Raw genomic sequence first — 22605 nt, 5'->3', positions numbered from 1 at the left:
ACGCCCTCTTCAAGGAAACTCTATGGACCAGTTCGAGACGGCAGCCCAGTCCGCCGGGGCGGCGGATTCCCTCTCAGAAGCCCCCAGGAACCAGGTGCTGCAGGCGCTGGGCGAGCGTGTGCGCAGCCTGCGCTCGCGCCGGGGCATGACGCGGCGCGCCCTGGCGGCGGCGGCCGATGTCTCGGAGCGCCACCTGGCCAACCTCGAATACGGCACGGGCAATGTGTCGGTGCTGGTCCTGCACCATATTGCACAGGCCCTGCAATGTTCCATGGCCGAGCTGCTGGGCGACGTGACCACCACCAGCGCCGAATGGCTGCTGATCCGCGAACTGCTGGAAGGCCGCGATGAAGAGGACCTGCGCCGCGTGCGCCTGGCCGCAGGCGAGCTGCTGGGCACGGCGCCCAGCGACCGCCAGCGCCACACGCGCATCGCCCTGGTCGGCCTGCGCGGCGCAGGCAAGTCCACGCTGGGCCGCATGCTGGCCGAGCAGCTGGGCGTGCCCTTCCTCGAACTCAACCAGGAAATCGAGCGCATTGCGGGCTGCAGCGTGCGCGCCATCCACGACCTGTACGGTGCCAACGCCTACCGCCGCTACGAGCGCCGCGCGCTGGAGGAAGCCGTGCAGATCTACAGCGACGTGGTCATCGCCACGCCGGGCGGCATCGTCTCCGACCCGGCCACCTTCAACGAGCTGCTGTCGCACTGCACCACGGTCTGGCTCAAGGCCCAGCCCGAGGAGCACATGGCCCGCGTCGTGGCCCAGGGCGACACCCGCCCCATGGCCGCCAATCCCGAGGCCATGGACGATCTGCGCAGCATCCTCGAAGGCCGCGCCGGCTTCTACGCCAAGGCCGACCACGTGGTGGATACCAGCGGCCAGACGCTGGAGCAGAGCTTCGACCAGTTGAAGGCACTGTTCCTGCCCGCACGCTGAGACGGCGGCAGCAACCCACGGCATCCAGGCCCCAGGCCTGGATTTTTTTCGCCTGCACTGCTGGGGTTTACCCTGGATATCAACAAAACACGCATTATCGTGCGTGTTGTTGCGTGCATTTTTTGGATGAATCTGCATAATTGTGCCTGCACCGTATCTGCGACTGCACTATTTTTCATCCAAGAGGCCGTCCATGCACCCGTCCAGCCCCACTGTCGATTACCGCACCGAGCCCGCCCAGTACCGCCACTGGTCGTTCACCGTCGAGGGCGCCATCGCCCGCATGCAGCTGAACATCGCCGAGGACGGCGGCATACGGCCCGGCTACAAGCTCAAGCTCAACAGCTACGACCTGGGCGTGGACATCGAGCTGCACGACGCGCTCAACCGCATCCGCTTCGAGCATCCGCAGGTGCGCACCGTCATCGTCACCAGCGGGCGCGACCGCATCTTCTGCTCGGGCGCCAACATCTTCATGCTGGGCGTGTCCAGCCATGCCTGGAAGGTGAACTTCTGCAAGTTCACGAACGAGACGCGCAACGGCATCGAGGACAGTTCGCGCCACTCGGGCCTGAAGTTCCTGGCCGCCGTCAACGGCGCCTGCGCGGGCGGCGGCTACGAGCTGGCCCTGGCCTGCGACGACATCGTGCTGATCGACGACCGCTCCTCCTCCGTCTCCCTGCCCGAGGTGCCGCTGCTGGGCGTGCTGCCCGGCACGGGCGGCCTCACGCGCGTGACCGACAAGCGTCATGTGCGCCATGACCTGGCCGACATCTTCTGCACCAGCGTCGAAGGCGTGCGCGGCCAGCGCGCGGTGGACTGGCGCCTGGTGGATGCCGTGGCCAAGCCCGCGCAGTTCGAGGCCGTGGTGGCCGAGCGCGCGCAGCGCCTGGCCGAGGGCAGCACGCGCCCCGCCAATGCGCAGGGCATCACGCTCAAGCGCCTGGAACGCGAGGCCACGGACGACGCGCTGCACTACCGCCATGTCAGCGTGCAGATCGACCGCGCGCGCCGCAGCGCCACGCTGACCGTGAAGGCGCCCACGCTTGGGCAAGGCCCGCAGCCCGCCACCCTCGAAGCCATCAAGCAGGCCGGCGACGCCTGGTGGCCGCTGGCCATGGGCCGCGAGCTGGACGACGCCATCCTGCACCTGCGCACCAACGAGCTGGACGTGGGCACCTGGCTGCTCAAGACCGAAGGCGATGCCGCCGCCGTGCTGGCCGCAGACGCAGCCCTGCTGGCCCACCAGGACCACTGGCTGGCGCGCGAGACGCTGGGCCTGCTGCGCCGCAGCTTTGCGCGGCTCGATGTGTCCTCGCGCACGCTGTTCGCGCTGATCGAGCCCGGCTCCTGCTTCGTGGGCATGCTGGCCGAGCTGGCCTTCGCGGCCGACCGCGCCTACATGCTGGTGCTGCCCGATGACACCGAGCGCGCCCCGCGCATCCAGCTGGACGAATTCAATTTCGGCCTGCTGCCCCTGGTCAACGACCAGTCGCGCCTGCAGCGCCGCTTCTACGAGGAAGCCGCGCCGCTGGAGGCCGCGCGCGCCGCCACGGGCCGCGCGCTGGACGGCGACCAGGCCCTGGCCCTGGGCCTGGTCACGGCCGCGCCCGACGACATCGACTGGGACGACGAGATCCGCATCGCCATGGAAGAGCGCGCTGCCATGTCGCCCGATGCGCTCACGGGCCTGGAGGCCAACCTGCGCTTTGCCAGCCGCGAGAACATGGTCACGCGCATTTTCGGGCGCCTGTCGGCCTGGCAGAACTGGATCTTCAACCGCCCCAATGCCGTGGGCGACAAGGGCGCTCTCAAGCTCTACGGCACGGGCCAGAAGGCCGGCTTCGACTTCAACCGCGTCTGACCGCAGGCACGCCCCGAAACATCCACGGAGACCCCACCATGAGCGCCATCAACTACAGCGAGAAGATCCCCAACAACGTCAACCTCGGCGAAGACCGCACCCTGCAGCGCGCGCTGGAGAGCTGGCAGCCCAACTTCCTGAACTGGTGGGGCGACGTGGGCCCCGAAGGCTCCACCGACTACGACGTCTACCTGCGCACCGCCATCAGCGTGGACCCGCAGGGCTGGGCCCAGTTCGGCCACGTGAAGATGCGCGACTACCGCTGGGGCATCTTCCTGAACCCGGCCGAGGCCGACCGCAAGGTGCACTTCGGCGACCACGCGGGCGAGAAGGCCTGGCAGGACGTGCCCGGCGAGCACCGCGCCAACCTGCGCCGCATCATCGTCACCCAGGGCGATACCGAGCCCGCCTCGGTGGAGCAGCAGCGCCACCTGGGCCTGACCGCGCCGTCCATGTACGACCTGCGCAACCTGTTCCAGGTCAACGTGGAGGAAGGCCGCCACCTGTGGGCCATGGTCTACCTGCTGCACAAGCACTTCGGCCGCGACGGCCGCGAGGAGGCCGAGGCCCTGCTGGAACGCCAGTCCGGCGACGAGAACAACCCGCGCATCCTGGGCGCCTTCAACGAGAAGACGCCCGACTGGCTGTCCTTCTTCATGTTCACCTACTTCACCGACCGCGACGGCAAGTTCCAGCTGGCCGCGCTGGCCGAAAGCGCCTTCGACCCGCTGGCGCGCACCACCAAATTCATGCTGACCGAGGAGGCCCACCACATGTTCGTGGGCGAGTCCGGCGTCTCGCGCGTGCTGCAGCGCACCTGCCAGGTCATGAACGAGCTGCGCACCGACGACGTGGGCCGCCTGCGCGCGGCCGGCGTGATCGACCTGCCCACGCTGCAGCGCTACCTGAACTTCCACTACAGCGTGACCATCGACCTGTTCGGCGCCGACCAGTCCAGCAATGCCGCCACCTTCTACAGCAGCGGCCTCAAGGGCCGCTACGAGGAAGGCAAGCGCGCGGACGACCACCGCCTGCACGACCAGCACTACAAGGTGCTGGAAGTGGTGGACGGCAGGCTGCAGGAAAAGGAAGTGCCCATGCTCAACGCGCTCAACGAGGTGCTGCGCGACGACTACATCAAGGACTCCAACGCGGGCGTGGGCCGCTGGAACAAGGTCATGGAAAAGGCCGGCATCGATTTCCGCCTCACCGTGCCGCACAAGGCCTTCAACCGCCAGATCGGCGCGCTGGCGGGCGTGCGCATGAGCCCCGACGGCCGCGTGGTCAGCGAGCAGGAATGGCGCATGCGCGAGGACGAATGGCTGGCCTCGGACGCCGACCGCGCCTTCGTCGCCTCGCTCATGGGCCGCTGCGTGGAGCCGGGCCAGTTCGCGGGCTGGATCGCGCCGCCGGTCATGGGCATCAACCGCCAGCCCGTGGATTTCGAATACGTGCGCTTCAACTGAAGCGCCGCGCCAGCAGGGAGTCGCCCATGACAGTCGCCTTGGTAGAACACGGCATCCTCACCCAGCACCTGATCGACCCGGAGATCTGCATTCGCTGCAACACCTGCGAGGCCACCTGCCCCGTGGGCGCCATCACGCACGATGACCGCAACTACGTGGTACAGGCCGAGCAGTGCAACGGCTGCATGGACTGCGTCTCGCCCTGCCCCACGGGCGCCATCGACAACTGGCGCAAGGTGCCGCTGGCGAGCGCCTATCCCGTGGCCGAGCAGTTGCTCTGGGACGAGCTGCCCGAGGAGCTGCCGCCTGAGGCGCTGGTCCAGGCACGGGCCCAGGCACAGGACACAGGGGGCGCGCCTGCCGCCGAGGACCTGAGCCAGGCCGTGATCGCGGCGGCCGCCACGCGCGGTGCGGATGCGGCCCGGCCCGATGACCAGGCCGATACCCAGGTGTTGCGCAGCGCCAGCTACGGCGCCACCGTGCCGCCCTGGTCGGCCGCCCATCCGTACACCAACCTGCATGGCCCCAGGAGCCCCGTCACGGCCACCGTGGTCGGCAACCTCAACTGCACGGAGGCGGGCTTCGACAGCGAGACCCACCACATCGTGCTGGACTTCGGCAGCCAGCCGTTCCCCGTGCTCGAAGGCCAGTCCATCGCCGTCATCGCACCCGGCACCGACGCCCAGGGCCGCCCGCATGTGGCGCGCCAGTACTCGGTGGCCAGTGCGCGCAATGGCGAGCGGCCCGGCTACAACAACCTGGCGCTGACCGTGAAACGCGTCACCCAGGACCACCAGGGCCGCCCCGTGCGCGGCGTGGCCAGCAACTACCTGTGCGACGCACGCATCGGCGACAGGGTCCAGGTCATAGGCCCGTTCGGCCAGTCGTTCCTGATGCCCAACCATCCCCGCTCGCACATCGTGATGATCTGCACGGGCACGGGCAGCGCCCCCATGCGCGCCATGACCGAATGGCGCAGGCGGCTGCGCAAGAGCGGCAGGTTCGAGGGCGGCAAGCTCATGCTGTTCTTCGGCGCACGCACGCCGCAGGAGCTGCCCTACTTCGGCCCGCTGCAAAGCCTGCCGCGCGACTTCATCGACAACAACCTGGCCTTCTCGCGCGTGGCCGGCCAGCCCCGGCGCTACGTGCAGGATCTGCTGCGCGAACGTGCGGCCGACCTGGCGGCCCTGCTGCGCGACGACAACGCGCACTTCTACGTCTGCGGGCTCAAGAGCATGGAGGAAGGCGTGGTGCTGGCACTGCGCGACGTGGCGCAGCAAGCCGGGCTGGACTGGGAACAGGTCGGCGCGCGCCTCAAGCGCGAAGGCCGACTGCATCTGGAGACTTATTGAACCGCCACAGGCCCATACGCATCGCCGGCCAGGGCCTGGGCCAGTATCCAGGCAGGGTCCACCAGCTCGGCACCGCGCGCCAGCGGCGACTGCGGCAGGGCCAGCGGGATCTCGGTGCAGCCCATGATCACGGGCACATCGCCATGGCGCTGCAGCAGCGGGGCCAGCACCTCGCCGAAGCAGCGCGCGGCCAGGTCCATGTCGCCCTGCTTGACGCCGTCGTAGATGCCCTGCATGAGCCGCGCGCGGCCCTGCGCATCGGGCTGCAGCGCGGTGATGCCGCACTCGGCCAGCGCCGCGTCGTACAGGCCGCTGTCATAGGTGCCCTGCGTGGCCAGCACGATAGCCTGTTGCGCGCCGCCGGCCTGCAGGTGCAGGGCGGCCTGGCGCGCGATGTGCAGCACATGCAGCTGCGGAAACAGCGCCTGCAGCTGCCCATGCCAGGCATGGGCCGTGTTGCAGGCCAGGGCCACGCTGCGCACGCCCAGCGCCGCCATGCGGCCCACGCCCTGCAGCAGGTGCTGGGCCGGCCCCGTGGGCGACTGCGGGTCCGCGCGCAGCGCCGCGCTGCGGTCGGGCATGGGCAGCTGCACCAGCCAGTGCTCGGGATAGGCCTGGTCATGCACGGGCAGGCCCTGCTGCTGCAGGTGCGCCGTGCAGGCCTGCACGAACAGGCGCACGAAATCCGCGCCTGCGGCCGGGCCCATGCCCCCGAGAATGCCCACCGCGCGCGGGGGCTGAAGCTGCTGCTGCATGCTGCGATCCGAAATCAAAAAGCAGGTTTGTCGCTGAGGTCCTGCAGGTTTTTCTGCAACTGCTCGCTCATCGGCAGGCCCAGGGCCACGTTCCTCGGGGCAATGGGCTGCATGAACCACTTGTCATACAGCCTGGCGAACGCGCCTGACTTCATCATGTCGCCGATCACGCCATCGACCAGCTGCTTGAACTGGGCATCGTCCTTGCGCAGCATGCAGGCATAGGGCTCGACCTGCAGCGAGTCGGCCACCACCTCGAAGTCCCCGGGGTTCTTGGCCGTGGGGATCAGGCCGAAGAGCAGGATGTCGTCCATGCCGAAGGCCGCGGCGCGGTCGTTCTCCACCAGCAGGAAGCCGTCCGCATGGTCCTTGGCCATGACGATGTTCATGCCCCAGGCCTTGTCGGCATTGGCCTTGCGCAGCACCTGCAGGTTGGTGGTTCCCGTGGTGATGGCCACGGTCTTGTCCTTGAGGTCGGCGTAGTTTTTGATGCCCGAACTCTTCTTCACCAACAGCCGCGTGCCCGTGTAGAAATGGTTGATGGCAAAGGCCACCTCCTTGCCGCGCACCGTGTTGTTGGTGGTCGATCCGCATTCCAGGTCGATGGTGCCGTTGGCCAGCAGCGGCATGCGGTTCTGCGAGGTCACGGCCTGCCACTGCACCTTGAGATCGGGCCGGTTCACCGCCTTCTTCACGGCCTCGGCCACGGCCTGGGACATCTCCACCGTCATGCCGATGGGCTTGCCGTTGTCCAGGTAGCTGAAGGGCACGGAGGACTCGCGGTAGGCCAGCGTGATGCGGCCGCTGTCGCGCACCTTGGCCAGCGTGTCGGCATGGGCCGCAGCCAGGCCTCCCAGGGCCAGGGCCGCGCACAGCGCGGTGGTGTGAAGTTGCATGCTTGTCTCCTCGTCTTTGGTGGATGTGCGGCCAGTGTAGGAAGGGCGGCGGCCTTTGCGGAATGACAATATCGGGCCGGTCCATGCCCGCCGGTTATGGGCTGTCGCCCTGCCCTGAGCAGCAGCCCCCGGCCATAACCTGTGTGCATGGCCCGTGTGCCAAATGCCATGGCCCGGCCCGCCGCGTGCGGCCTACAGTGCGGATGCATGGAGAAACGATCAATGCATGTCTGCATCGTGGGCGCCGGCATCGTCGGCCTGGCAACGGCCTGGGCGCTGCGGCAGGCCGGCCACCGCATCACCGTGCTGGACCGCGCACCGGGCCCCGCCCAGGGCGCCAGCGGCGGCAATGGCGCGCAGCTGAGCTATTCCTACGTGCAGCCGCTGGCCGATCCCGGCATCTGGAAGATGCTGCCCCGCCTGCTGCTGCAAAAGGATTCGCCGCTGGCCTTCCGCCTGCGCGCCGACCCCGCGCAATGGGCCTGGGGACTGCGCTTTCTGGGCGCCTGCAATGCCCATGCCTCGGCCGAAGGCACGCGCGCCCTGCTGGCCCTGGCCGCCGAAAGCCGCCAGGCCTTCGAGTCGCTCCAGGCCGACGAAGCACTGGCCTGCGACCTGCACACGCCGGGCAAGCTGGTGCTCTACCCCACCCAGCAGGCGCTGGATGCCGCCGCGCAGCAGGTGGCACTGCAGGCGGGCCTGGGCGGCGCGCCGCAGCGCATCGTCAACGCCGCCGAAGTGGCGCGCATCGAACCCGCGCTCGCCCGCTACGCGCAACGTATTGCAGGCGCCGTGCACACGCCCAGCGAGGCCGCAGCCGACTGCCGCCTGCTGTGCGAGCAACTGGCCGCCCGGCTCACCGCACGCGGCGCCGAACTGCGCTACGGCGTGGAGCTGCAGGGCTTCGAGCGCGAGGGCGACGCCATCACCGGCCTGCGCACCGCCGCAGGCCCGCTGCCGCTGCGCGCCGACCACTACGTGCTGGCCAGCGGCTGGGAAAGCGCGGTCCACGCGCGCCAGCTGGGCCTGCGCATTCCCGTCTATCCGCTCAAGGGCTACAGCATCACCGCCGATGCCGCCGCGCAGCTGCCGCACGCCGCGCCCCGGGTCAGCGTCACCGACACCGCACGCAAGGTCGTCTTCGCACGCATCGGCGAACGCCTGCGCGTGGCCGGCATGGTGGAAATCGTGGGCCACGACACAGGCACCGACCCGCGCCGCATCGCCAGCCTGCGCCGCTCCACGCAGGAGGTCTTCGCCGACCTGCCGCTGGACGGCGACCTCCACCCCTGGACCGGCATGCGCCCCGCCACACCCACCGGCCTGCCCCTCACCGGCCGCCAGCGCGGCGGTCCGCGCAACCTGTGGCTGCAGACGGGGCACGGCGCGCTGGGGCTGACGCTGGCGTTCGGTTCGGCGCAGAGGCTGGTGGGGCAGATGGAGGCGGGCGATCTGTAGGACCCGGTCCCGCAGCCACCTATGTCATGTCGCCGCTCAATCTCCGTACGAGTTGCCAGTCGTCCTTGGACCAGCCAAGTCGAGCATCCACCGACATGGCTGCGGCGCCAATCAAGGCAAGCCAACCGCTGGCCTCCACACGTCGCAACGGCTCCCATGTCGGCCGCTGGGCTATTTGCTGCCAATCCGAACCATGGCAACCAGTGCACTTTGTCAGCGTGTCATCAGGCCGGAGTGGTTCGACCGTGACCGTCCCGGGTGGCACTTCGCCCCAATCAGCGATGAGGGTCTCCAAGGAACCTGTTGGAGGCATACCTCCTCGACCCAGAATCCACTTGATCAAGCGCTCCCATAGCGAGACATCGGGAGGTTGATTGCGTGAATCGACATTTTTTGCTTTGGCCCAGGCATCGTGAGACATCGGATTGATGTAGGCCACCAAAATGCATCTACTGGATCCTGCTTGACAGATGGTCACTGTATCTCCGGGCTTCCACCGTCCAATCGACAAGGACGAGTTGACCGTCTCCAGGATGAATCGAGCAATCTCGGTGTTGTTCCACCCGCGCGGATCTTCCTGGGTGTCGGAGACGCCACGCCAACTCGCTGCGATGAGTAACGCGGCAAGCGCGATGATGATCACAGAGCGCCACGTTTGGGGCAGGCGCGGTGACAACGAAGTTATTTGGCTAGCCACCACAGCATCTCCTCAGCAACTCCTGGGCCATATCCCTCGCGCGTTGACGGCCCTCAGGCGGCACTCGTTGGTCGATGCTCTGAAGCAGGTTTGCTTGCGATGACACATTGCCTTTGGCCTTGGCGTCGGCATAGACATATGCCCACACCTCGGCAGGCTGCGGCTCCCCCCATGTGGGGTTACTTCTGATGGAGGCCATCGAGATCAGCGCATCGACATAGCCTTGGTCGATCAAGGCGTTGAGGTATATCAGGGTGGTGCGCCGATACTCGGCGAGGCGCTCTGGATCCGTTCTCGCATGCTCCAGACCCCGGGTCCAGTAGGCTCCGCCATAGTCCATCATGCTCTGAGGATCTCCCTGCACCGCGAGCCGGGCAGTCCACTCATCGGCCCTTGTGTATGCGTCCATCGGGAGTTGTCCGCAGCCAGGGCGCGCACTGGCCCTCTGCTCCCGGGCCAGCCGTTGCGCCATTGCGTGCCCCTTGGGGTCGGAATCCGGCGGAACCAGCAGCGCCATGCGCTCATAGAGGGACGCCATCCAGCAAGGCTCCAATGCCTTGTGGAGTTTGGCGACTTCGCCGGCCTGGTCCAGCGTGACCTCGCTGCTGGCAAGCCGGTTGTACAGAATCTCCGCCGATGCATCCACGACAACGGCAGGAAACGCCTTGGCTCTAGGTGCCGTGGGGGGCGCCACCGGCACGGGCGCCGGTACGGAAGCGATCGCCGGTGGAGCGGGAGTTTCAGGTGCTGGCGCAGCAGGCTCGGAAGCTTGCGCAGGTGGCTTGGTTGCGCTCACCTGTGCATGCCTGACCTCAGACGCTGGTTCGGCAAAAAAGATGAGCGCCAGCCCACCGGCAAAGGCAAGAGCAGCACATGCCCAGGCAACGACCTGCCAGCGCGGACGCAAAGCTCCTGAATTTCTCATGACCCTCCTTCATGACGATGCAGTTGTCAGATCCCGGGTAATGATTGTGAATAATTCTCATTAGCAAATCAATCGATCATGAGAATTCAGTTGAATTTGACAATCGATCGTGCCAATGACCACGGCGCATCAGCCGCAGTCCAGCAGGCATGCTTGTATGAGCGGTCTCAACCAGCCAGCAACTCGCGCAAGGCCTTGCGCATTTCCTCGGTCATTGCCCGCGCCAGCACCGACCCCGGCCGCTGGGGCAGGCTCAGGGCATTCACACCCACCGTGATGCGCGGCAGCAGGGGGACGACATGGACCTTGCGGCGGTCGGCGGCCAGGGCGGTGCAGCCGTCCATGATGGCGGCGCCCAGGCCGTACTCGGCCATGGACAGGGCCGCGTGGTAGGTCTGCACGGTGACCACGGGCGACAGGCCCACGCCGTGCTCGCGGCAGGCCTGGCCCAGGCGCATGCCCAGCGGGTCGCGCGCATCGAGAGCGACCACGGGCAGCTCGGCCAGGTCCTTGAGCTCCATCCCCTCTTCGCGCACGCGCGAGGGCGGCAGCAGGCCCTTGGGCAGCACGCAGAACATGTCCACCTCGGCCAGCAGCTCATGCTCCAGCGCGGGCTGGCCCACGGAGCTGATGACGAAGCCCACGTCGGCCTCCTGCAGCAGCAGGGCCGAGACCACCTGGGGCGTGTGCAGCGCCTGCACATGGACCTGCACCTGCGGGTGGCGGCGCCGAAAGCCGGCCACGGCGCGCGGCAGCACCTCGCGGCTGAGCGCGAAGACGGTGAGCACGGTGAGCCGGTCCGCTGCCCGGCCATGGCGCAGGTTGTCGGCCAGACGCTGGACCTCGTCGAGCTGCTCGAACAGCTTCTCGATGTGGGGGAACAGCGCCAGCGCCTCATTGGTGGGCGTGAGCCGCCCGCGTGCGCGCTGGAACAGCGCAAAGCCCAGCTGCAGCTCCGCGTGCTGCAGGGTGCGGCTGACGGCCGGCTGGGTGATGTTGATCAGCCGTGCGGCAGCGCTGACGCTGCCGGTCTGCATGACGGCATTGAAGACCTCGATGTGGCGCAGGCGCATGGGCCGTCCTCAGCACGGTCACTCTTGAGCGGACTGCGCGCGCGCCAGCCGCTCGCTTTTCCAGTACACGTCGTCGCCGCCATCCATGCGGTTGAGCACGCGTGCCAGCACGAACAGCAGGTCGGACAGGCGGTTCAGGTATTGGCGCGGCGCGGGCCGCATGGCCTCGCCCTGCTCCAGCGCCACCACCATGCGCTCGGCACGGCGCGCCACGGTGCGGCAGACATGGGCCTGGGCCGCTGCGCGGCTGCCGGCCGGCAGGATGAATTCCTGCAGCCGGGGCAGCTGCGCGTTGTAGTGGGCCAGCGCTTCATCGAGCTGCAGCAGGGCGTCGTCCTTGAGCAGTTCATAGCCGGGAATGGACAGCTCGCCGCCGAGGTTGAACAGCTGGTGCTGCACATCGACCAGCAGCTCGCGCACGTCGTCGGGCAGGGCCTCGCACAGCAGCAGGCCGATGTGGGAATTGAGCTCGTCCACATCGCCCATGGCGTGCGGGCGGCCGCTGTTCTTGGAGACGCGCGTGTTGTCGCCCAGGCCCGTGCTGCCGTCGTCTCCGGTGCGCGTGGCGATCTGTGTCAAACGGTTGCCCATGGGGTTCTCCTTGGCGATGCGGGGTGAAAAACAGGACCCGTGACGGCCCATCACCTGATTGTGCGTTACAGCCGGCACGCAAATGTTGTAGCAGGCAACAGCCGGCAAAAGTGCTGGCCCTGCTGCGCTGCAGCAGGTGGAATGCAGTCATGTTCCACGTTCGACAAGGAGTTCGACACATGACCTCTCAACTGCGCAAAGTCTCCGGTTTTGAAATCCGCAGCGTGATGTTGTTCGCGGCCATTTCGCTGGGCAGCGTTGCTGCCATGGCGCAGGAATTGGGTCCGGGCAATGGTCCCGCGACAGGCGTCAGGGCTGCACCTGGGCCTGCAGCAACCAGCCCAAGCGCCCCCGCCAACGAGGTGCAAGCCGCATTCGACCGCGCCGACACCAACCGGGACGGCAAGCTGAGCAAGAAGGAGGCCGAGGCCCTGCCCGCCGTGAGCAGCAATTTCGCCCAGATCGATGCCGACAAGAACGGATCGCTGTCGCGCGATGAATTCAGCAAGGCTGTCCAGCCGCGCTGACACCCGGATGCCTGGCGGCTGACCTACACGGTTGGGCGACAGGGCCGGTGGTATTCTTTCCGGTTCCCCCTGGAGAACACCGATGAACGCCCCTGTCGCCCCCGTCCGCCTGCAGCCTGACTTCGCTCAGCGCCCCATTCCCGAAGCCTTCCTCCAAGCCCTGGCCCAGCGTTTCGGCGCCCAGTGCTCCACGGCTTTGGCGGTGCGCGAACAGCACGGCCGCGACGAGGGCGCCATCCAGGCGCCCCCGCCCGCGGCCGTGGTCTTTGCCGAAAGCACGCAGGACGTGCAGGACGCGCTGAAGCTGGCCGACCAGCATGCCGTGCCGGTCATCCCCTACGGCGCGGGCTCCTCGCTCGAAGGCCATCTGCTGGCCGTCGAGGGCGGCATCAGCCTGGACCTGAGCCGCATGAACCGCATTCTCTCGGTCAACACCGAGGACCTGACGGTCACCGTGCAGCCCGGCATCACGCGCAAGCAGCTCAACGATGCCATCAAGGACACGGGCTTCTTCTTTCCCATCGATCCCGGCGCCGATGCCTCCATCGGCGGCATGACCGCCACGCGCGCCAGCGGCACCAATGCCGTGCGCTACGGCACCATGCGCGAGAACGTGCTGGCGCTGGAACTGGTCACGGCCAGCGGTGAGCTGATGCGCACCGGCACGCGCGCCAAGAAAAGCAGCGCGGGCTACGACCTCACGCGCCTGATCGTGGGCAGCGAGGGCACGCTGGGCGTGGTCACCGAGATCACGGTGCGCCTGTACCCGCTGCCCGAGGCCGTGAGCGCGGCCATCTGCTCCTTCCCCAGCATCGAGGCCGCCGTGCGCACGGTGATCCAGACCATCCAGATGGGCGTGCCGATTGCCCGCGTGGAGCTGGTGGACGTGAACTCGGTGCGCATGGTCAATGCCTACAGCAAGCTCACGCTGCGCGAGGAGCCCATGCTGCTGATGGAGTTCCACGGCTCGCCCACGGGCGTGAAGGAGCAGGCCGAGATGGTGCAGGACATTGCGGGCGAGTTCGGCGGCAACGCCTTCGAATGGGCCGAGCGTCCCGAGGACCGCACGCGATTGTTCACGGCCCGCCACAACGCCTATTTCGCAGCCGTCTCCAGCCGCCCCGGCTGCCGCTGCATCACCACCGACGCCTGCGTGCCCATCAGCCGCCTGGCCGATGCGCTGCTGGACTCGGTGCGCGAGGCCGATGACAGCGGCATTCCCTACTTCCTCGTCGGCCACGTGGGCGACGGCAACTTCCACTTCGGCTACCTGATCGACCCGGACAACGAGGACGAGCGCTCGCGCGCCGAGCAGCTCAACCACCAGCTGGTGTCGCGCTCCATCGCGCTGGGCGGCACCTGCACGGGCGAGCATGGCGTGGGCATCCACAAGATGGACTTCCTGCGCGAGGAAGCCGGCGACGGCGCGGTGCAGATGATGCGCTCCATCAAGCAGGCGCTGGACCCGAAGAACATTCTGAATCCCGGGAAAATCTTCAGCCTCTGAGTCCCTCCGCCTCGGCTTTCTCGCGCAGGAAGTCGATCAGCGTGGTGATGGCCCGCGTCTGGTAGTGGGACGGCATGTACAGCAGGTATTGGCGCGTGGCCAGAAAGTCCAGGCTGCCCGGCGGCAGCGGCAGGCGCTCAAGCGCGCCGCTGGCCAGTTCGGCCGCCACCATGTAGCGCGGCACCACGGCCACGCCCAGGCCCTGCAGCACGGCATCGCGCAGGAAATGGAAGTTGGGCGACATCAGGCGAGGGCGTATGCGCAGCTCGGTGGGTCGGGCGCCGTTCATGCCGGCCGTGCGCAGCTTCTGGCCCGTGAGCGCCGAGGTGATCAGCGGCACGCGCTTGAGCGCCAGCAGCGAGTCGGGATGGCCATGCTGCGCCAGGAACTGCGGCGTGGCGCAGGCCTCGTAGAGCACATCGCCGAGCTTGCAGGCCACCAGGCTTTCGGGCGGCTCGGTCATCACGCGCACGGCGAAGTCCACGGCGCCCTGCATCAGGTCCTCGATGTCGTTGTCGAAGATCACCTCCAGCGTGATGCCCGGGTGCATGCGCATGAACTCCGTCAGCCAGCCCGACATCTGCAGCTGGCCGTAGCCGCTGGGCACGCTCAGCCGCACGGTGCCCTGCAGGCTCTGGCCCAGGCTGTCCACCGACTCGGCCGCCGCCATGACCTCCTGGCGTATCGCCCGTCCATGCGCGTACAGGCGCAGGCCCAGCTCGGTGGGTTCGACCTGGCGCGTGGTGCGGCGCAGCAGCTGCTGGCCGATCTGGCGCTCGAACTGGTTGAGCCGGTGGCTGACGTTGGCACGGCTCATGCCCAGGCGCACTGCGGCGCGGCTCAGGTTGCCGGCTTCGATGATGTCCACCAGCAGGGACAGTCCGCCCAGATCCATTGTCAAACCTCAGTACACACAATGTCCATTTTTTAGCACGATTGTCAAAGTCCATAAACGAATGAAGAATGCGGGCCTGCCCGGGCTCTGGCTCGTTGCGGTTTTCGTGGTTCGACAAGGTTTCGCATGAGTGCTCTCCCCTCTTCCCTGCCGCTGGACGGCGTGCGCGTCCTGGATCTTTCGCGCGTGCTGGCCGGCCCCATGTGCGCCATGGCGCTGGCCGACCTGGGCGCCGATGTCGTCAAGGTCGAGCACCCGGGCCGCGGCGACGACACGCGCGACTGGGGCGTGCGCGTGGGCCAGCGCAACACCTCCTACTTCAACAGCGCCAACCGCAACAAGCGCTCGGTCACGCTGGACCTGCAGGCCGAAGAGGGCCTGCGCATCGCACGCGAGCTGGCGGCCGACAGCGATGTGGTCATACAGAACTTCAAGGTCGGCGGCGCCGAGAAGCTGGGGCTGGGCTACGAGCAGCTGTCGCAGCTGAACCCGCGCCTGGTGTACTGCTCCATCTCGGGCTACTCGCGCAGCGGCCCCGAGGCCACGCGGCCCGGCTACGACCTGGTGGTGCAGGGCGAGTCCGGCATCATGGCCATGAACGGCGAGCAGGGCCAGGGTCCGCTGAAGTTCGGCGTGGCCGCCGTGGACATGTTCACGGGCATGTACTCGGCCCAGGCCATCCTGGCCGCGCTCTACGAGCGCGAGCGCAGCGGGCGCGGCCGCCATGTGCAGATGGCCCTGTACGACTGCGGCCTGATGATCACCAGCTACTACGGCATGGAGGCCCTGCTCAAGGCAGGCGACCCGCCCAAGTTCGGCAACGCCCATCCGTCCATCGTGCCCTACGGCGTGTTCGAGGCGGCCGACGGCCCGCTGGTCATCACCGTGGGCAACAACGGCCAGTTCCAGCGCTTTTGCACCGACGTCATCGCCAAGCCCGAGTGGGCCGCCGACGAACGCTTTGCCACCAATACCGCACGCTCGGCAAACCGCGATCTGCTGATGCCGCTGGTGCAGGCCGAGCTGCTGCGCTTCACGCGCGCCCAACTGCTCGAATGCCTGACGGCCGCGCAGATTCCCTGCGGCGAGGTGCTGGGCCTGTTCGAGGCCCTGAACTCGCAGCGCACGGCCGACGCCGGCCTGCTGCACCGCTTCGAGGACAGCGAGGCCGGCAGCCAGTCCGTGCTGGCCCCGCCCTATGCGCTGGACGGCCAGCGCCTGCCCGTGCGCCGCCCGCCGCCGCACCAGGGCGAACACACCGACGAGGTGCTGCAGCAGCGCCTGGGCCTGGACGAACAGGCCCGCGCCGCACTGCGCGCCAAAAACATCATCTGAGAGCGCGCAGACGTTCCCACCCAGACCGCTCCACGGCTCTCATTTCCACCCCTTCCCGCTTGAGGAGACATATGACTTCCACCCCCATCCAGGCCTCGCGCCGCCAGATCCTTTCCGCCGCCTGCGCCACCGCCATCGCCACGCTGGCCCCCGCCGCACGCGCACAAAGCCAGTGGCCCGACAAGCTGATCAAGCTGACCGTGGCCTTCCCGCCCGGCGGCCCCACCGACACGGCCGCGCGCATCGTCGCCCAGCGCCTGACCGAGCGCCTGGGCCAGACCATCGTCATCGACAACCGCCCCGGCGCCTCGGGCTCGGTGGGCACGGCGGCCTTCATCAAGTCGCAGCCCGACGGCTACTCGCTGTCCATGTTCGGCATGCCCGCGCTGCTGGCGCCCATGCTGTTCAACAACAACCTGTACGACGTGCGCAAGGACTTCCTGCCCGTGGCCACGGTCTATGACCTGCCCATGGCCATCGTCATCAACCCGCGCGAGCTGCCGGACGTGACCAACCTGCAGCAGCTGATCGAGCATGCCAGGAAGGCCAAGCCCGCGCTGAACTACACCAGCTCGGGCACGGGCAGCTTCGGCCACCTGTCCATGGAGCAGCTCAAGGACCTGGGCGGCTTCGACATGCAGCACGTGCCCTACCGCGGCAGCGCGCCGGCCGTGACCGACCTGATCGGCGGCCAGATCGCCGTGATGTTCGCCGACGTGGTCGCCGCCCTGCCCCACATCCAGGCGGGCAAGCTGCGCGCCATTGCCGTCAGCTCGCAAAAGGCCAAGCAGCTGCTGCCGAACGTGAAGTCGGTGGCCGAGCAGGGCTTCCCCGGCTTCGACGCCGACACCTGGGGCGGCCTGATCGCCCCGCTGAACACGCCGCCGGCCGTGGTCCAGCGCCTGAACCAGGAGCTCAAGCTCATCCTGGCCGAGCCCGAGCTGCAAAAGAAGATGCTGGCCGCCGGCGCCATCGCCACCTACCAGGACGGCGCGGCCATGAAGGCGCGCCTGAATGCCGACTTCACGCGCTGGAGCAAGATCGCCAAGGACAAGAACATCTCTTCGCAGTAAAGAACACAGAGCGCCCCACGATGCGCCTTCAGGGCATGCCGCAAGGCATGCCCTTTTTTGCTTTTTGACCCCGTCATCCGCAGAGTGCGCCAGGTTTCACCACCGGGCCGCCCCAAGGCGAAACGCGGCCCCCTCGGGGGACGCACGGCCAGGGGCAGCGGACCATGCGAAGCAGGGGAGCGCGGGGCTACTTCGACAGATCCATGATCATGCGCGTGGCCAGGTACAGGCGCGGCACGATGGTGTTCAGCTGCACATACTCCGCATCATTGGAGTGCGCGCCGTAGCCGCTCAGGCCAAAGCCCTCGATGACCGCACCCTTGGCCTTGAGCGCCGCAAACGCCGCGTCGGTGCCGCCGCCCGTGGCCTTTTCCATCACGCTCATCTTCAGGCCCAGCTCATCGCTGTAGATGGTCTGCGCCTGTTTGGCCAGGCTGCGCGAGGCCTCGTTGGCCTCCAGCGGCGGGCGGCGCACTTCGAACTTGAGCTGCACCTTGCTGGCGTCCAGCAGCTTGTGGCCCACCTTGGCCTGCATGGCCTGCTCCAGCGCCGTGAAGTCGGCCACGCGCAGCGCGCGGGCGTCGGCCTGGGCCGTGGCCTCGGCGGGAATGACGTTGCGGTTGGTGCCGGCCTTGGCCACGGTCCAGTTGAGCTTGAGGCCGGTCTCGGGCTTGGACAGGTCCTTCATCTGCAGCAGCTGGTGCGACAGCTCGTACAGCGCATTCACGCCGTCCTCGGGCTTGGCGCCCGCGTGCGAGGCCTTGCCCTCGACCTTGAGGTAGGCCGCGCCGATGCCGCTGGTGGCCAGGCGCACGCCGCCGTCGGTGCCGCCGCCTTCGAACGAGAAGACCGCATCCTGCTCGGCGCCCATGCGCGTGATGGTGCTGCGCGCGCCGGGCGAGCTGATTTCCTCGTCGCTGTTCATCAGCACGGTCAGCGTGCCGTAGTTGTCGAAGCCCAGCTGGCGCAGCATGGCCACGGTGTGCAGGATCAGGGCCACGCCCTGCTTGTCGTCGGCAATGCCCAGGCCGTAGGCGCGCTCGCCATCGATGCGAAACGGCTGGTCCTTGAGCATGCCGCGCAGGTAGACCGTGTCCATGTGGGCGATCAGCATGATGCGGCTGGTGCCCTTGCCCTTGAACTCGGCATGCACCATGGGGCCGATCTTCTCGGGCGTGTCACCCAGCCGGTAGACGTCGGTGGGCTGCAGGATCTCGACCTTGCCGCCCTGCTCGCGCAGCTTGCCGGCCACGTAGTTGGCGATCTGCTCCACGCCCTCCATGTCCTTGCTGCCCGACTCGATGTGCACCAGGTCGCGCAGCGTGTCCAGCAAGGGCTGCTGGTGCTTTTGCGCCAGCGCCTGGATGTCGGCCTTGGGCGCAGCCAGGGCACTGCCGGACAGGCCGGCCATGGCAAGGGCCAGCGCCAGCGGGGCGCTGCGGAACATGAGGGAAAGCGGTGCGAAGGCGGAACGCATGGACAGGTCTCCTGTGTTGAAAAGTTGTGCCTGCACAATAGCAGGCGCCGCGCAGGGCGCACGCAATTGGCGTGCCTGTTTTGTCCATCTCTGCGCCCAAAGCAAAGGCCCCGCAAGCTTGGGCCTGCGGGGCCTTGTGGGGAGTGCGACCCGGTATCAGCCCGCGCTCAGCGCCATGCCGCTTTTCCGGCTCACGCCATCGCCCACGACCACGGCCGACACCACGCTCAGCACCAAGGCAATGGCCGATCCGTAGAACACGCCGTGGCTCATGCCATGGTCCAGCATGTAGCCGAACACCGGCGCGGCCAGGCAAAAGCCCAGGTCCAGGCCCGAATACACCGTGCCGTAGACGCGGCCCGTGGCGCCGGGGGGCGCGGCGCGCTTGATCAGCATGTCGCGCGAGGGACCGGCCAGGCCCGTGCCCAGGCCCGCGATGGAGGCCACGGCCACGGCCGCCATGGCCGGCAGCCAGCCCGTGCCGACCAGGAACAGCGCAACACCCGAGCCCAGCATGCAGATGGAGATCACCTTCTCCAGCCGCTGCACGCGGCCCACGAGGAAGCCGCCGGCCAGCATGCCTGCCGCGCCGCAGAGCATGTAGCCCGTGACGATCAGCGCCGTCACGCTCAGCGGCAGTCCGTACATGGACTGCATGGCGGGGCTGGCAAAGCTCTGGATGGCGCTGAGCGCGCAGGTGCTCCAGAAGAAGAACGAGAAGCACAGCCAGACCGAGGGCAGCTTCAGGAAGGCCATGGGATGCTCCTGCGGCACGGCGGCCGCAGCGGCGCGCGCCGCGGGGGCCTGGGCATCGGCCGCACGGTCGTCCAGCGCTTCGCGGTTGAGCACCATGATGGTGAGGATGACGGCGGCCAGGGCCGCGCCGCACAGGCAGGCCAGGCGCCACGAGCCCGTGGCCGTGGTGATGCCCGCCATGAACAGCGGCGCCAGCGCCCAGCCGATATTGCCCGACAGGCCGTGCACCGAGAACGCATGGCCGATGCGCTTGGCCGACACGCGCTTGTTGAGGATGGTGAAGTCCACCGGGTGGAAGGGCGCATTGCCCAGGCCCGCGAAGAAGGCCGCCAGCAGCAGCATTCCATAGCCCTGCGCCAGGCTGGCGACCACGCCCGCCACGGTGAAGCTGCCCAGCGCCGCAAACAGAATGGGGCGCGCGCCGAAGCGGTCCACGGCAAAGCCGGCCATGGCCTGTCCCACGCCGGAGACCACGAAGAACAGCGACACCATCACGCTGAGCTCGGCATAGCTGTAGCCGAACTCGGCGATCAGCCACGGAAACAGCGGCGGCAGCAGCAGGTGGAAGAAATGCGAGGAACCATGCGCCAGGCCGATCAGGCCGATGGTGCGCACATCGCTGCGCAGCGGGTCCGGCGCCACGGCGTCCGGCATGGAAGAGGAAGAGGCGGTCATGGGCCGCATCTTAGGCAGCAGCGTTTCGTCTTGTATGCGATAGTCTGCCAACTTCTGTCGCAAACATGCCAAAGCCTGTCTCCACGCCCGGCACCCCTGCCCACACCCCTGCCGACACTTGTGCCGACACCCTGCCCAGCGCCTGCCCCGCAGCCGCACTGCGGTCGGTGCGCAGGGCCCGGCCGATGGAGCCGGTGGAGGCCCTGCATCCGCACCTGTTCGTGCCCACGCCCCAGCGCCCCGTGCGCGCCAAGCAGCATCGCCTGTCGGCACGCACGCGCGTCATACCGCACAGCCACAGCTGGGCACAGATCGCCATCTCGCTGGACGGCGTGCTGCACCTGTCGGCCCCCCAGGGCACGCTGATCGCCCCACCCTCCAAGGCCGTGTGGATTCCGCCCGGCCTGGTCCACGCCGTGGCCATGGTCGAGGAAGCCGATCTCGTCTCCATCTACGTGCTGCAGGACGATCCGGCCCAGGGCCCCGTACTGCCGGACCTCCCGTCCTGCGGCGTGGCCTGCAACCCGCAGGACTGGGCACGCTGCCGCGTGCTGGAGGTTTCGCCGCTGATGCGCGAGCTGATCACGGCCCTGCCCAAGCAAAGCGATGACCAGCCCGCACCCGACGCCGCCACCCTGCAGCGCGAGCACCATCTGAGCGCCCTGCTGCTGGAAGAGCTTCGCCGGGCCAGCGAAGTCCACCTTGGCGTGAACATGCCCCAGGACAAACGGCTGCGCATGCTCTGCGAGGCCGTCGTGGCCGACCCCACCCAGCACGAGAGCCTGGCCGACTGGGCGGCAGACACCGGCGCCAGCCCGCGCACCGTGGCCCGGCTGTTCCAGCAGCAGCTGGGCTGCAGCTTCACCACCTGGCGCCAGCAAGTGGTGCTGGCCCACGGCCTGAGCCTGGCCGCGCGCGGCCTTCCCATACAGCAGATCGCGGCCGAGCTGGGATACAGCCCCAGCGCCTTCAGCGCCATGGTGCACCGCACGGTGGGCATGCCTCCGGCACGGTTCTTCGGGCAGCAGGCCGGCTCCGCTGCCCACAGGGTCGGATCAGGCGCTGTATCGCGGCCGACCAGGGAATGACAGGGAGCCATCGCCTCTTCGCGATAGCTGATCCGATATAGGGTTTGCCTAAGGCCAGCCCATGGAATAGGGCGGCGCCCTGCGTGCTCTTATGCCGCATGATCTCCACCGCCGAGTCGCGCTACAACCAGTGGGTGCGCGAGCACTACCGATTCCTGCTGCGCAGCGCCTGGGCGCTGACCGGCTCGCGCGCGCTGGCCGAGGATGTGGTGCAGGACTGCTTCACCAGCGCCTGGCGCTTTCGCCACCAGCTGCGCGAGGCCGCAATGGCGCGGGCCTGGCTGTTCCAGATCATGCGCCGCCATGCCTTCCGGCACCTTGCGCCATCGGCCCATCTGGTCAGCGATGACGAGGCGCTGGACCAGCATCCCGCACCCACCCCCTCGCCTTCGGCGCTGGACGACCGGCTCGACGTGGTCAAGGCGCTGTCGCGCATCGCCCCCATCCACCGCGAGGTGCTGGTGCTCTACTACTTCGACGACATGCCCACGGCCCAGATGGCCGAGGCCCTGGACATTGCGCCGGGCACGGTGCTGTCGCGCCTGTCACGCGCCCGCGATGCGCTGAAGGCGGCCCTGGAGCAGGCCGCCCCGGCGCCTGCTCCAGAGACTGCCAGCGTGATCCCGCTACGCCCCACCCCGCTGCGCGCCACCCGATACCAAGGCTTGAAATGACTGCCCCGGACACGACCGACGAATCGGCCTTCGACCTGCGCGCACGCGCCGAACTGGCCCTGGCCTTCGACCCCGGGCCGCACGGCGAGCCGCCCGCCCATCTGCTGCGCCACACGCCCTGGCATGCGCGCAGCGGCGTGCGTCGGCTGATCGCCGCGCTGCTGGTGGGCAGCTCGGCCGCCACCGCCGTGTTCGCCATGCGCCCGCCCGAGCTGGTGCGCGCCGCCATCGAGCATGAGTACTACGAGCGCACGCTGCGCGGCAGCTTCATGCCCGAGGCCGAGGTGGCGCGCCGCCTGGACCTGCCGGCCGGCGAGAAGCTGCCCGGCTACACCCAGCTGATGCGGCCCTGCGACATCGACGGCACGCGCGCCTACCACCTGACCACCTTCTTCGAGAAGGGCGGCATCGTCACCGTGCTGGCCTTCGACCAGCCCCAGCGCCTGGCCGATGGCCAGGGCTGGTGGGCCAACATGCACTGGCAGGTCGTTCGCTCGCGCGAAGGCCGGCCGCTGGTGCTGGTGGCCCAGAAGAAACAGGCCCTGGCCGTGGCCAGCAAGGCCCTGGGCACCCCTGCCCCATGA

The 22605-nt window shown here is 68.1% G+C and carries 21 protein-coding genes; 12 read left to right on the top strand and 9 right to left on the bottom strand.

Going from position 1 to position 22605, the window contains the following annotated elements; genetic code table 11:
- Window positions 1-22: 22 nt before the first annotated feature.
- The 4 genes from ACF8ML_RS09525 to boxA all read left to right on the top strand — a co-directional run bounded on the left by ACF8ML_RS09525 (window position 23) and on the right by boxA (window position 5619).
- Window positions 23-937 (top strand): helix-turn-helix transcriptional regulator, encoded by a 915-nt coding sequence (locus ACF8ML_RS09525; protein ID WP_392407031.1) that lies wholly within the window; start codon window positions 23-25, stop codon window positions 935-937.
- A 193-nt stretch (window positions 938-1130) separates the two neighbouring features.
- Window positions 1131-2801, top strand: coding sequence for a 2,3-epoxybenzoyl-CoA dihydrolase (boxC, locus tag ACF8ML_RS09520; RefSeq protein ID WP_392407030.1), 1671 nt, complete (start codon window positions 1131-1133; stop codon window positions 2799-2801).
- A 38-nt stretch (window positions 2802-2839) separates the two neighbouring features.
- Complete coding sequence (boxB, locus tag ACF8ML_RS09515; protein WP_392407029.1) at window positions 2840-4267, top strand: benzoyl-CoA 2,3-epoxidase subunit BoxB; 1428 nt, start codon at window positions 2840-2842, stop codon at window positions 4265-4267.
- A 26-nt stretch (window positions 4268-4293) separates the two neighbouring features.
- Entirely contained in the window at window positions 4294-5619 is a 1326-nt protein-coding gene (gene boxA, locus ACF8ML_RS09510; RefSeq protein ID WP_392407028.1) for a benzoyl-CoA 2,3-epoxidase subunit BoxA, read from the top strand.
- On the opposite strand, the gene ACF8ML_RS09505 is transcribed toward boxA, so the two are convergent.
- Complete coding sequence (locus ACF8ML_RS09505; protein WP_047217605.1) at window positions 5613-6374, bottom strand: aspartate/glutamate racemase family protein; 762 nt, start codon at window positions 6372-6374, stop codon at window positions 5613-5615. The two genes, boxA and ACF8ML_RS09505, sit on opposite strands and share 7 nt — an antisense overlap.
- Before the next feature lie 14 nt (window positions 6375-6388).
- The gene (locus ACF8ML_RS09500) at window positions 6389-7270 is read right to left on the bottom strand and encodes an amino acid ABC transporter substrate-binding protein (protein WP_016447309.1); all 882 of its coding nucleotides are present in this window, start codon (window positions 7268-7270) and stop codon (window positions 6389-6391) included.
- Between the two features lie 222 nt (window positions 7271-7492).
- Between ACF8ML_RS09500 and ACF8ML_RS09495 the strand changes: the two genes are divergently transcribed.
- Entirely contained in the window at window positions 7493-8728 is a 1236-nt protein-coding gene (locus ACF8ML_RS09495; RefSeq protein ID WP_074921164.1) for a D-amino acid dehydrogenase, read from the top strand.
- Between the two features lie 19 nt (window positions 8729-8747).
- On the opposite strand, the gene ACF8ML_RS09490 is transcribed toward ACF8ML_RS09495, so the two are convergent.
- The 4 genes from ACF8ML_RS09490 to ACF8ML_RS09475 all read right to left on the bottom strand — a co-directional run bounded on the left by ACF8ML_RS09490 (window position 8748) and on the right by ACF8ML_RS09475 (window position 12014).
- Window positions 8748-9371: a hypothetical protein gene (locus ACF8ML_RS09490; protein WP_392407027.1), complete on the bottom strand. Its 624-nt coding sequence runs from the start codon at window positions 9369-9371 to the stop codon at window positions 8748-8750.
- Between the two features lie 46 nt (window positions 9372-9417).
- Complete coding sequence (locus ACF8ML_RS09485; protein ID WP_143044509.1) at window positions 9418-10350, bottom strand: hypothetical protein; 933 nt, start codon at window positions 10348-10350, stop codon at window positions 9418-9420.
- 167 nt (window positions 10351-10517) lie between these two features.
- Window positions 10518-11423, bottom strand: coding sequence for a LysR substrate-binding domain-containing protein (locus tag ACF8ML_RS09480; RefSeq protein WP_016452275.1), 906 nt, complete (start codon window positions 11421-11423; stop codon window positions 10518-10520).
- A gap of 18 nt (window positions 11424-11441) precedes the next feature.
- On the bottom strand, window positions 11442-12014 hold the full coding sequence (locus ACF8ML_RS09475; protein WP_017405705.1) for a cob(I)yrinic acid a,c-diamide adenosyltransferase: 573 nt from the start codon (window positions 12012-12014) through the stop codon (window positions 11442-11444).
- A 179-nt stretch (window positions 12015-12193) separates the two neighbouring features.
- Between ACF8ML_RS09475 and ACF8ML_RS09470 the strand changes: the two genes are divergently transcribed.
- Complete coding sequence (locus tag ACF8ML_RS09470; RefSeq protein ID WP_151020680.1) at window positions 12194-12541, top strand: EF-hand domain-containing protein; 348 nt, start codon at window positions 12194-12196, stop codon at window positions 12539-12541.
- A gap of 82 nt (window positions 12542-12623) precedes the next feature.
- Window positions 12624-14048, top strand: coding sequence for an FAD-binding oxidoreductase (locus tag ACF8ML_RS09465; protein WP_013799978.1), 1425 nt, complete (start codon window positions 12624-12626; stop codon window positions 14046-14048).
- Here ACF8ML_RS09465 and ACF8ML_RS09460 read toward each other — a convergent pair.
- On the bottom strand, window positions 14038-14943 hold the full coding sequence (locus ACF8ML_RS09460) for a LysR family transcriptional regulator (RefSeq protein ID WP_046987902.1): 906 nt from the start codon (window positions 14941-14943) through the stop codon (window positions 14038-14040). The genes ACF8ML_RS09465 and ACF8ML_RS09460 overlap by 11 nt on opposite strands.
- Window positions 14944-15069: 126 nt before the next feature.
- Between ACF8ML_RS09460 and ACF8ML_RS09455 the strand changes: the two genes are divergently transcribed.
- A complete protein-coding gene (locus ACF8ML_RS09455) occupies window positions 15070-16278 on the top strand; it encodes a CaiB/BaiF CoA-transferase family protein (RefSeq protein ID WP_013799976.1) in 1209 nt (402 codons plus the stop codon).
- 71 nt (window positions 16279-16349) lie between these two features.
- The gene (locus tag ACF8ML_RS09450) at window positions 16350-17351 is read left to right on the top strand and encodes a Bug family tripartite tricarboxylate transporter substrate binding protein (protein WP_392407026.1); all 1002 of its coding nucleotides are present in this window, start codon (window positions 16350-16352) and stop codon (window positions 17349-17351) included.
- 187 nt (window positions 17352-17538) lie between these two features.
- Here ACF8ML_RS09450 and ACF8ML_RS09445 read toward each other — a convergent pair whose 3' ends face one another.
- Together ACF8ML_RS09445 and ACF8ML_RS09440 are read right to left on the bottom strand one after the other, a co-directional pair.
- Window positions 17539-18828 carry a M20/M25/M40 family metallo-hydrolase gene (locus tag ACF8ML_RS09445; protein ID WP_012202000.1) on the bottom strand — a complete coding sequence of 430 codons (1290 nt, stop codon included), beginning with the start codon at window positions 18826-18828 and terminating at the stop codon, window positions 17539-17541.
- Window positions 18829-18984: 156 nt separating this feature from the next.
- On the bottom strand, window positions 18985-20259 hold the full coding sequence (locus tag ACF8ML_RS09440) for an MFS transporter (protein ID WP_016452281.1): 1275 nt from the start codon (window positions 20257-20259) through the stop codon (window positions 18985-18987).
- 65 nt (window positions 20260-20324) lie between these two features.
- Between ACF8ML_RS09440 and ACF8ML_RS09435 the strand changes: the two genes are divergently transcribed.
- From ACF8ML_RS09435 to ACF8ML_RS09425, 3 genes are all read left to right on the top strand, one after another.
- A complete protein-coding gene (locus ACF8ML_RS09435; protein ID WP_392407025.1) occupies window positions 20325-21347 on the top strand; it encodes an AraC family transcriptional regulator in 1023 nt (340 codons plus the stop codon).
- Window positions 21348-21445: 98 nt separating this feature from the next.
- Window positions 21446-22021, top strand: a complete 576-nt coding sequence (locus tag ACF8ML_RS09430; RefSeq protein ID WP_017405078.1) for an RNA polymerase sigma factor — start codon at window positions 21446-21448, stop codon at window positions 22019-22021.
- Entirely contained in the window at window positions 22018-22605 is a 588-nt protein-coding gene (locus tag ACF8ML_RS09425; RefSeq protein ID WP_016447298.1) for a hypothetical protein, read from the top strand. Before ACF8ML_RS09430 ends, ACF8ML_RS09425 begins: the two co-directional genes overlap by 4 nt.

Source organism: Delftia sp. WSY_10, from assembly GCF_043104705.1.
In the GTDB taxonomy this organism is placed as follows: domain Bacteria; phylum Pseudomonadota; class Gammaproteobacteria; order Burkholderiales; family Burkholderiaceae_C; genus Comamonas; species Comamonas tsuruhatensis.
This window is presented reverse-complemented; position numbering and strand designations above follow the sequence as displayed.

Bases quoted from the DNA above. Each gene is read 5' to 3' on its own strand.
- ACF8ML_RS09500 (WP_016447309.1), bottom strand. From the start codon at position 7,270: ATGCAACTTCACACCACCGCGCTGTGCGCGGCCCTGGCCCTGGGAGGC.
- ACF8ML_RS09455 (WP_013799976.1), top strand. From the start codon at position 15,070: ATGAGTGCTCTCCCCTCTTCCCTGCCGCTGGACGGCGTGCGCGTCCTG.
- ACF8ML_RS09435 (WP_392407025.1), top strand. From the start codon at position 20,325: ATGCCAAAGCCTGTCTCCACGCCCGGCACCCCTGCCCACACCCCTGCC.
- ACF8ML_RS09525 (WP_392407031.1), top strand. From the start codon at position 23: ATGGACCAGTTCGAGACGGCAGCCCAGTCCGCCGGGGCGGCGGATTCC.
- ACF8ML_RS09505 (WP_047217605.1), bottom strand. From the start codon at position 6,374: ATGCAGCAGCAGCTTCAGCCCCCGCGCGCGGTGGGCATTCTCGGGGGC.
- boxC (WP_392407030.1), top strand. From the start codon at position 1,131: ATGCACCCGTCCAGCCCCACTGTCGATTACCGCACCGAGCCCGCCCAG.
- ACF8ML_RS09495 (WP_074921164.1), top strand. From the start codon at position 7,493: ATGCATGTCTGCATCGTGGGCGCCGGCATCGTCGGCCTGGCAACGGCC.
- ACF8ML_RS09465 (WP_013799978.1), top strand. From the start codon at position 12,624: ATGAACGCCCCTGTCGCCCCCGTCCGCCTGCAGCCTGACTTCGCTCAG.
- ACF8ML_RS09445 (WP_012202000.1), bottom strand. From the start codon at position 18,828: ATGCGTTCCGCCTTCGCACCGCTTTCCCTCATGTTCCGCAGCGCCCCG.
- ACF8ML_RS09425 (WP_016447298.1), top strand. From the start codon at position 22,018: ATGACTGCCCCGGACACGACCGACGAATCGGCCTTCGACCTGCGCGCA.
- ACF8ML_RS09430 (WP_017405078.1), top strand. From the start codon at position 21,446: ATGATCTCCACCGCCGAGTCGCGCTACAACCAGTGGGTGCGCGAGCAC.
- ACF8ML_RS09480 (WP_016452275.1), bottom strand. From the start codon at position 11,423: ATGCGCCTGCGCCACATCGAGGTCTTCAATGCCGTCATGCAGACCGGC.
- ACF8ML_RS09485 (WP_143044509.1), bottom strand. From the start codon at position 10,350: ATGAGAAATTCAGGAGCTTTGCGTCCGCGCTGGCAGGTCGTTGCCTGG.
- ACF8ML_RS09460 (WP_046987902.1), bottom strand. From the start codon at position 14,943: ATGGATCTGGGCGGACTGTCCCTGCTGGTGGACATCATCGAAGCCGGC.
- ACF8ML_RS09440 (WP_016452281.1), bottom strand. From the start codon at position 20,259: ATGACCGCCTCTTCCTCTTCCATGCCGGACGCCGTGGCGCCGGACCCG.
- ACF8ML_RS09470 (WP_151020680.1), top strand. From the start codon at position 12,194: ATGACCTCTCAACTGCGCAAAGTCTCCGGTTTTGAAATCCGCAGCGTG.
- boxB (WP_392407029.1), top strand. From the start codon at position 2,840: ATGAGCGCCATCAACTACAGCGAGAAGATCCCCAACAACGTCAACCTC.
- boxA (WP_392407028.1), top strand. From the start codon at position 4,294: ATGACAGTCGCCTTGGTAGAACACGGCATCCTCACCCAGCACCTGATC.
- ACF8ML_RS09450 (WP_392407026.1), top strand. From the start codon at position 16,350: ATGACTTCCACCCCCATCCAGGCCTCGCGCCGCCAGATCCTTTCCGCC.
- ACF8ML_RS09475 (WP_017405705.1), bottom strand. From the start codon at position 12,014: ATGGGCAACCGTTTGACACAGATCGCCACGCGCACCGGAGACGACGGC.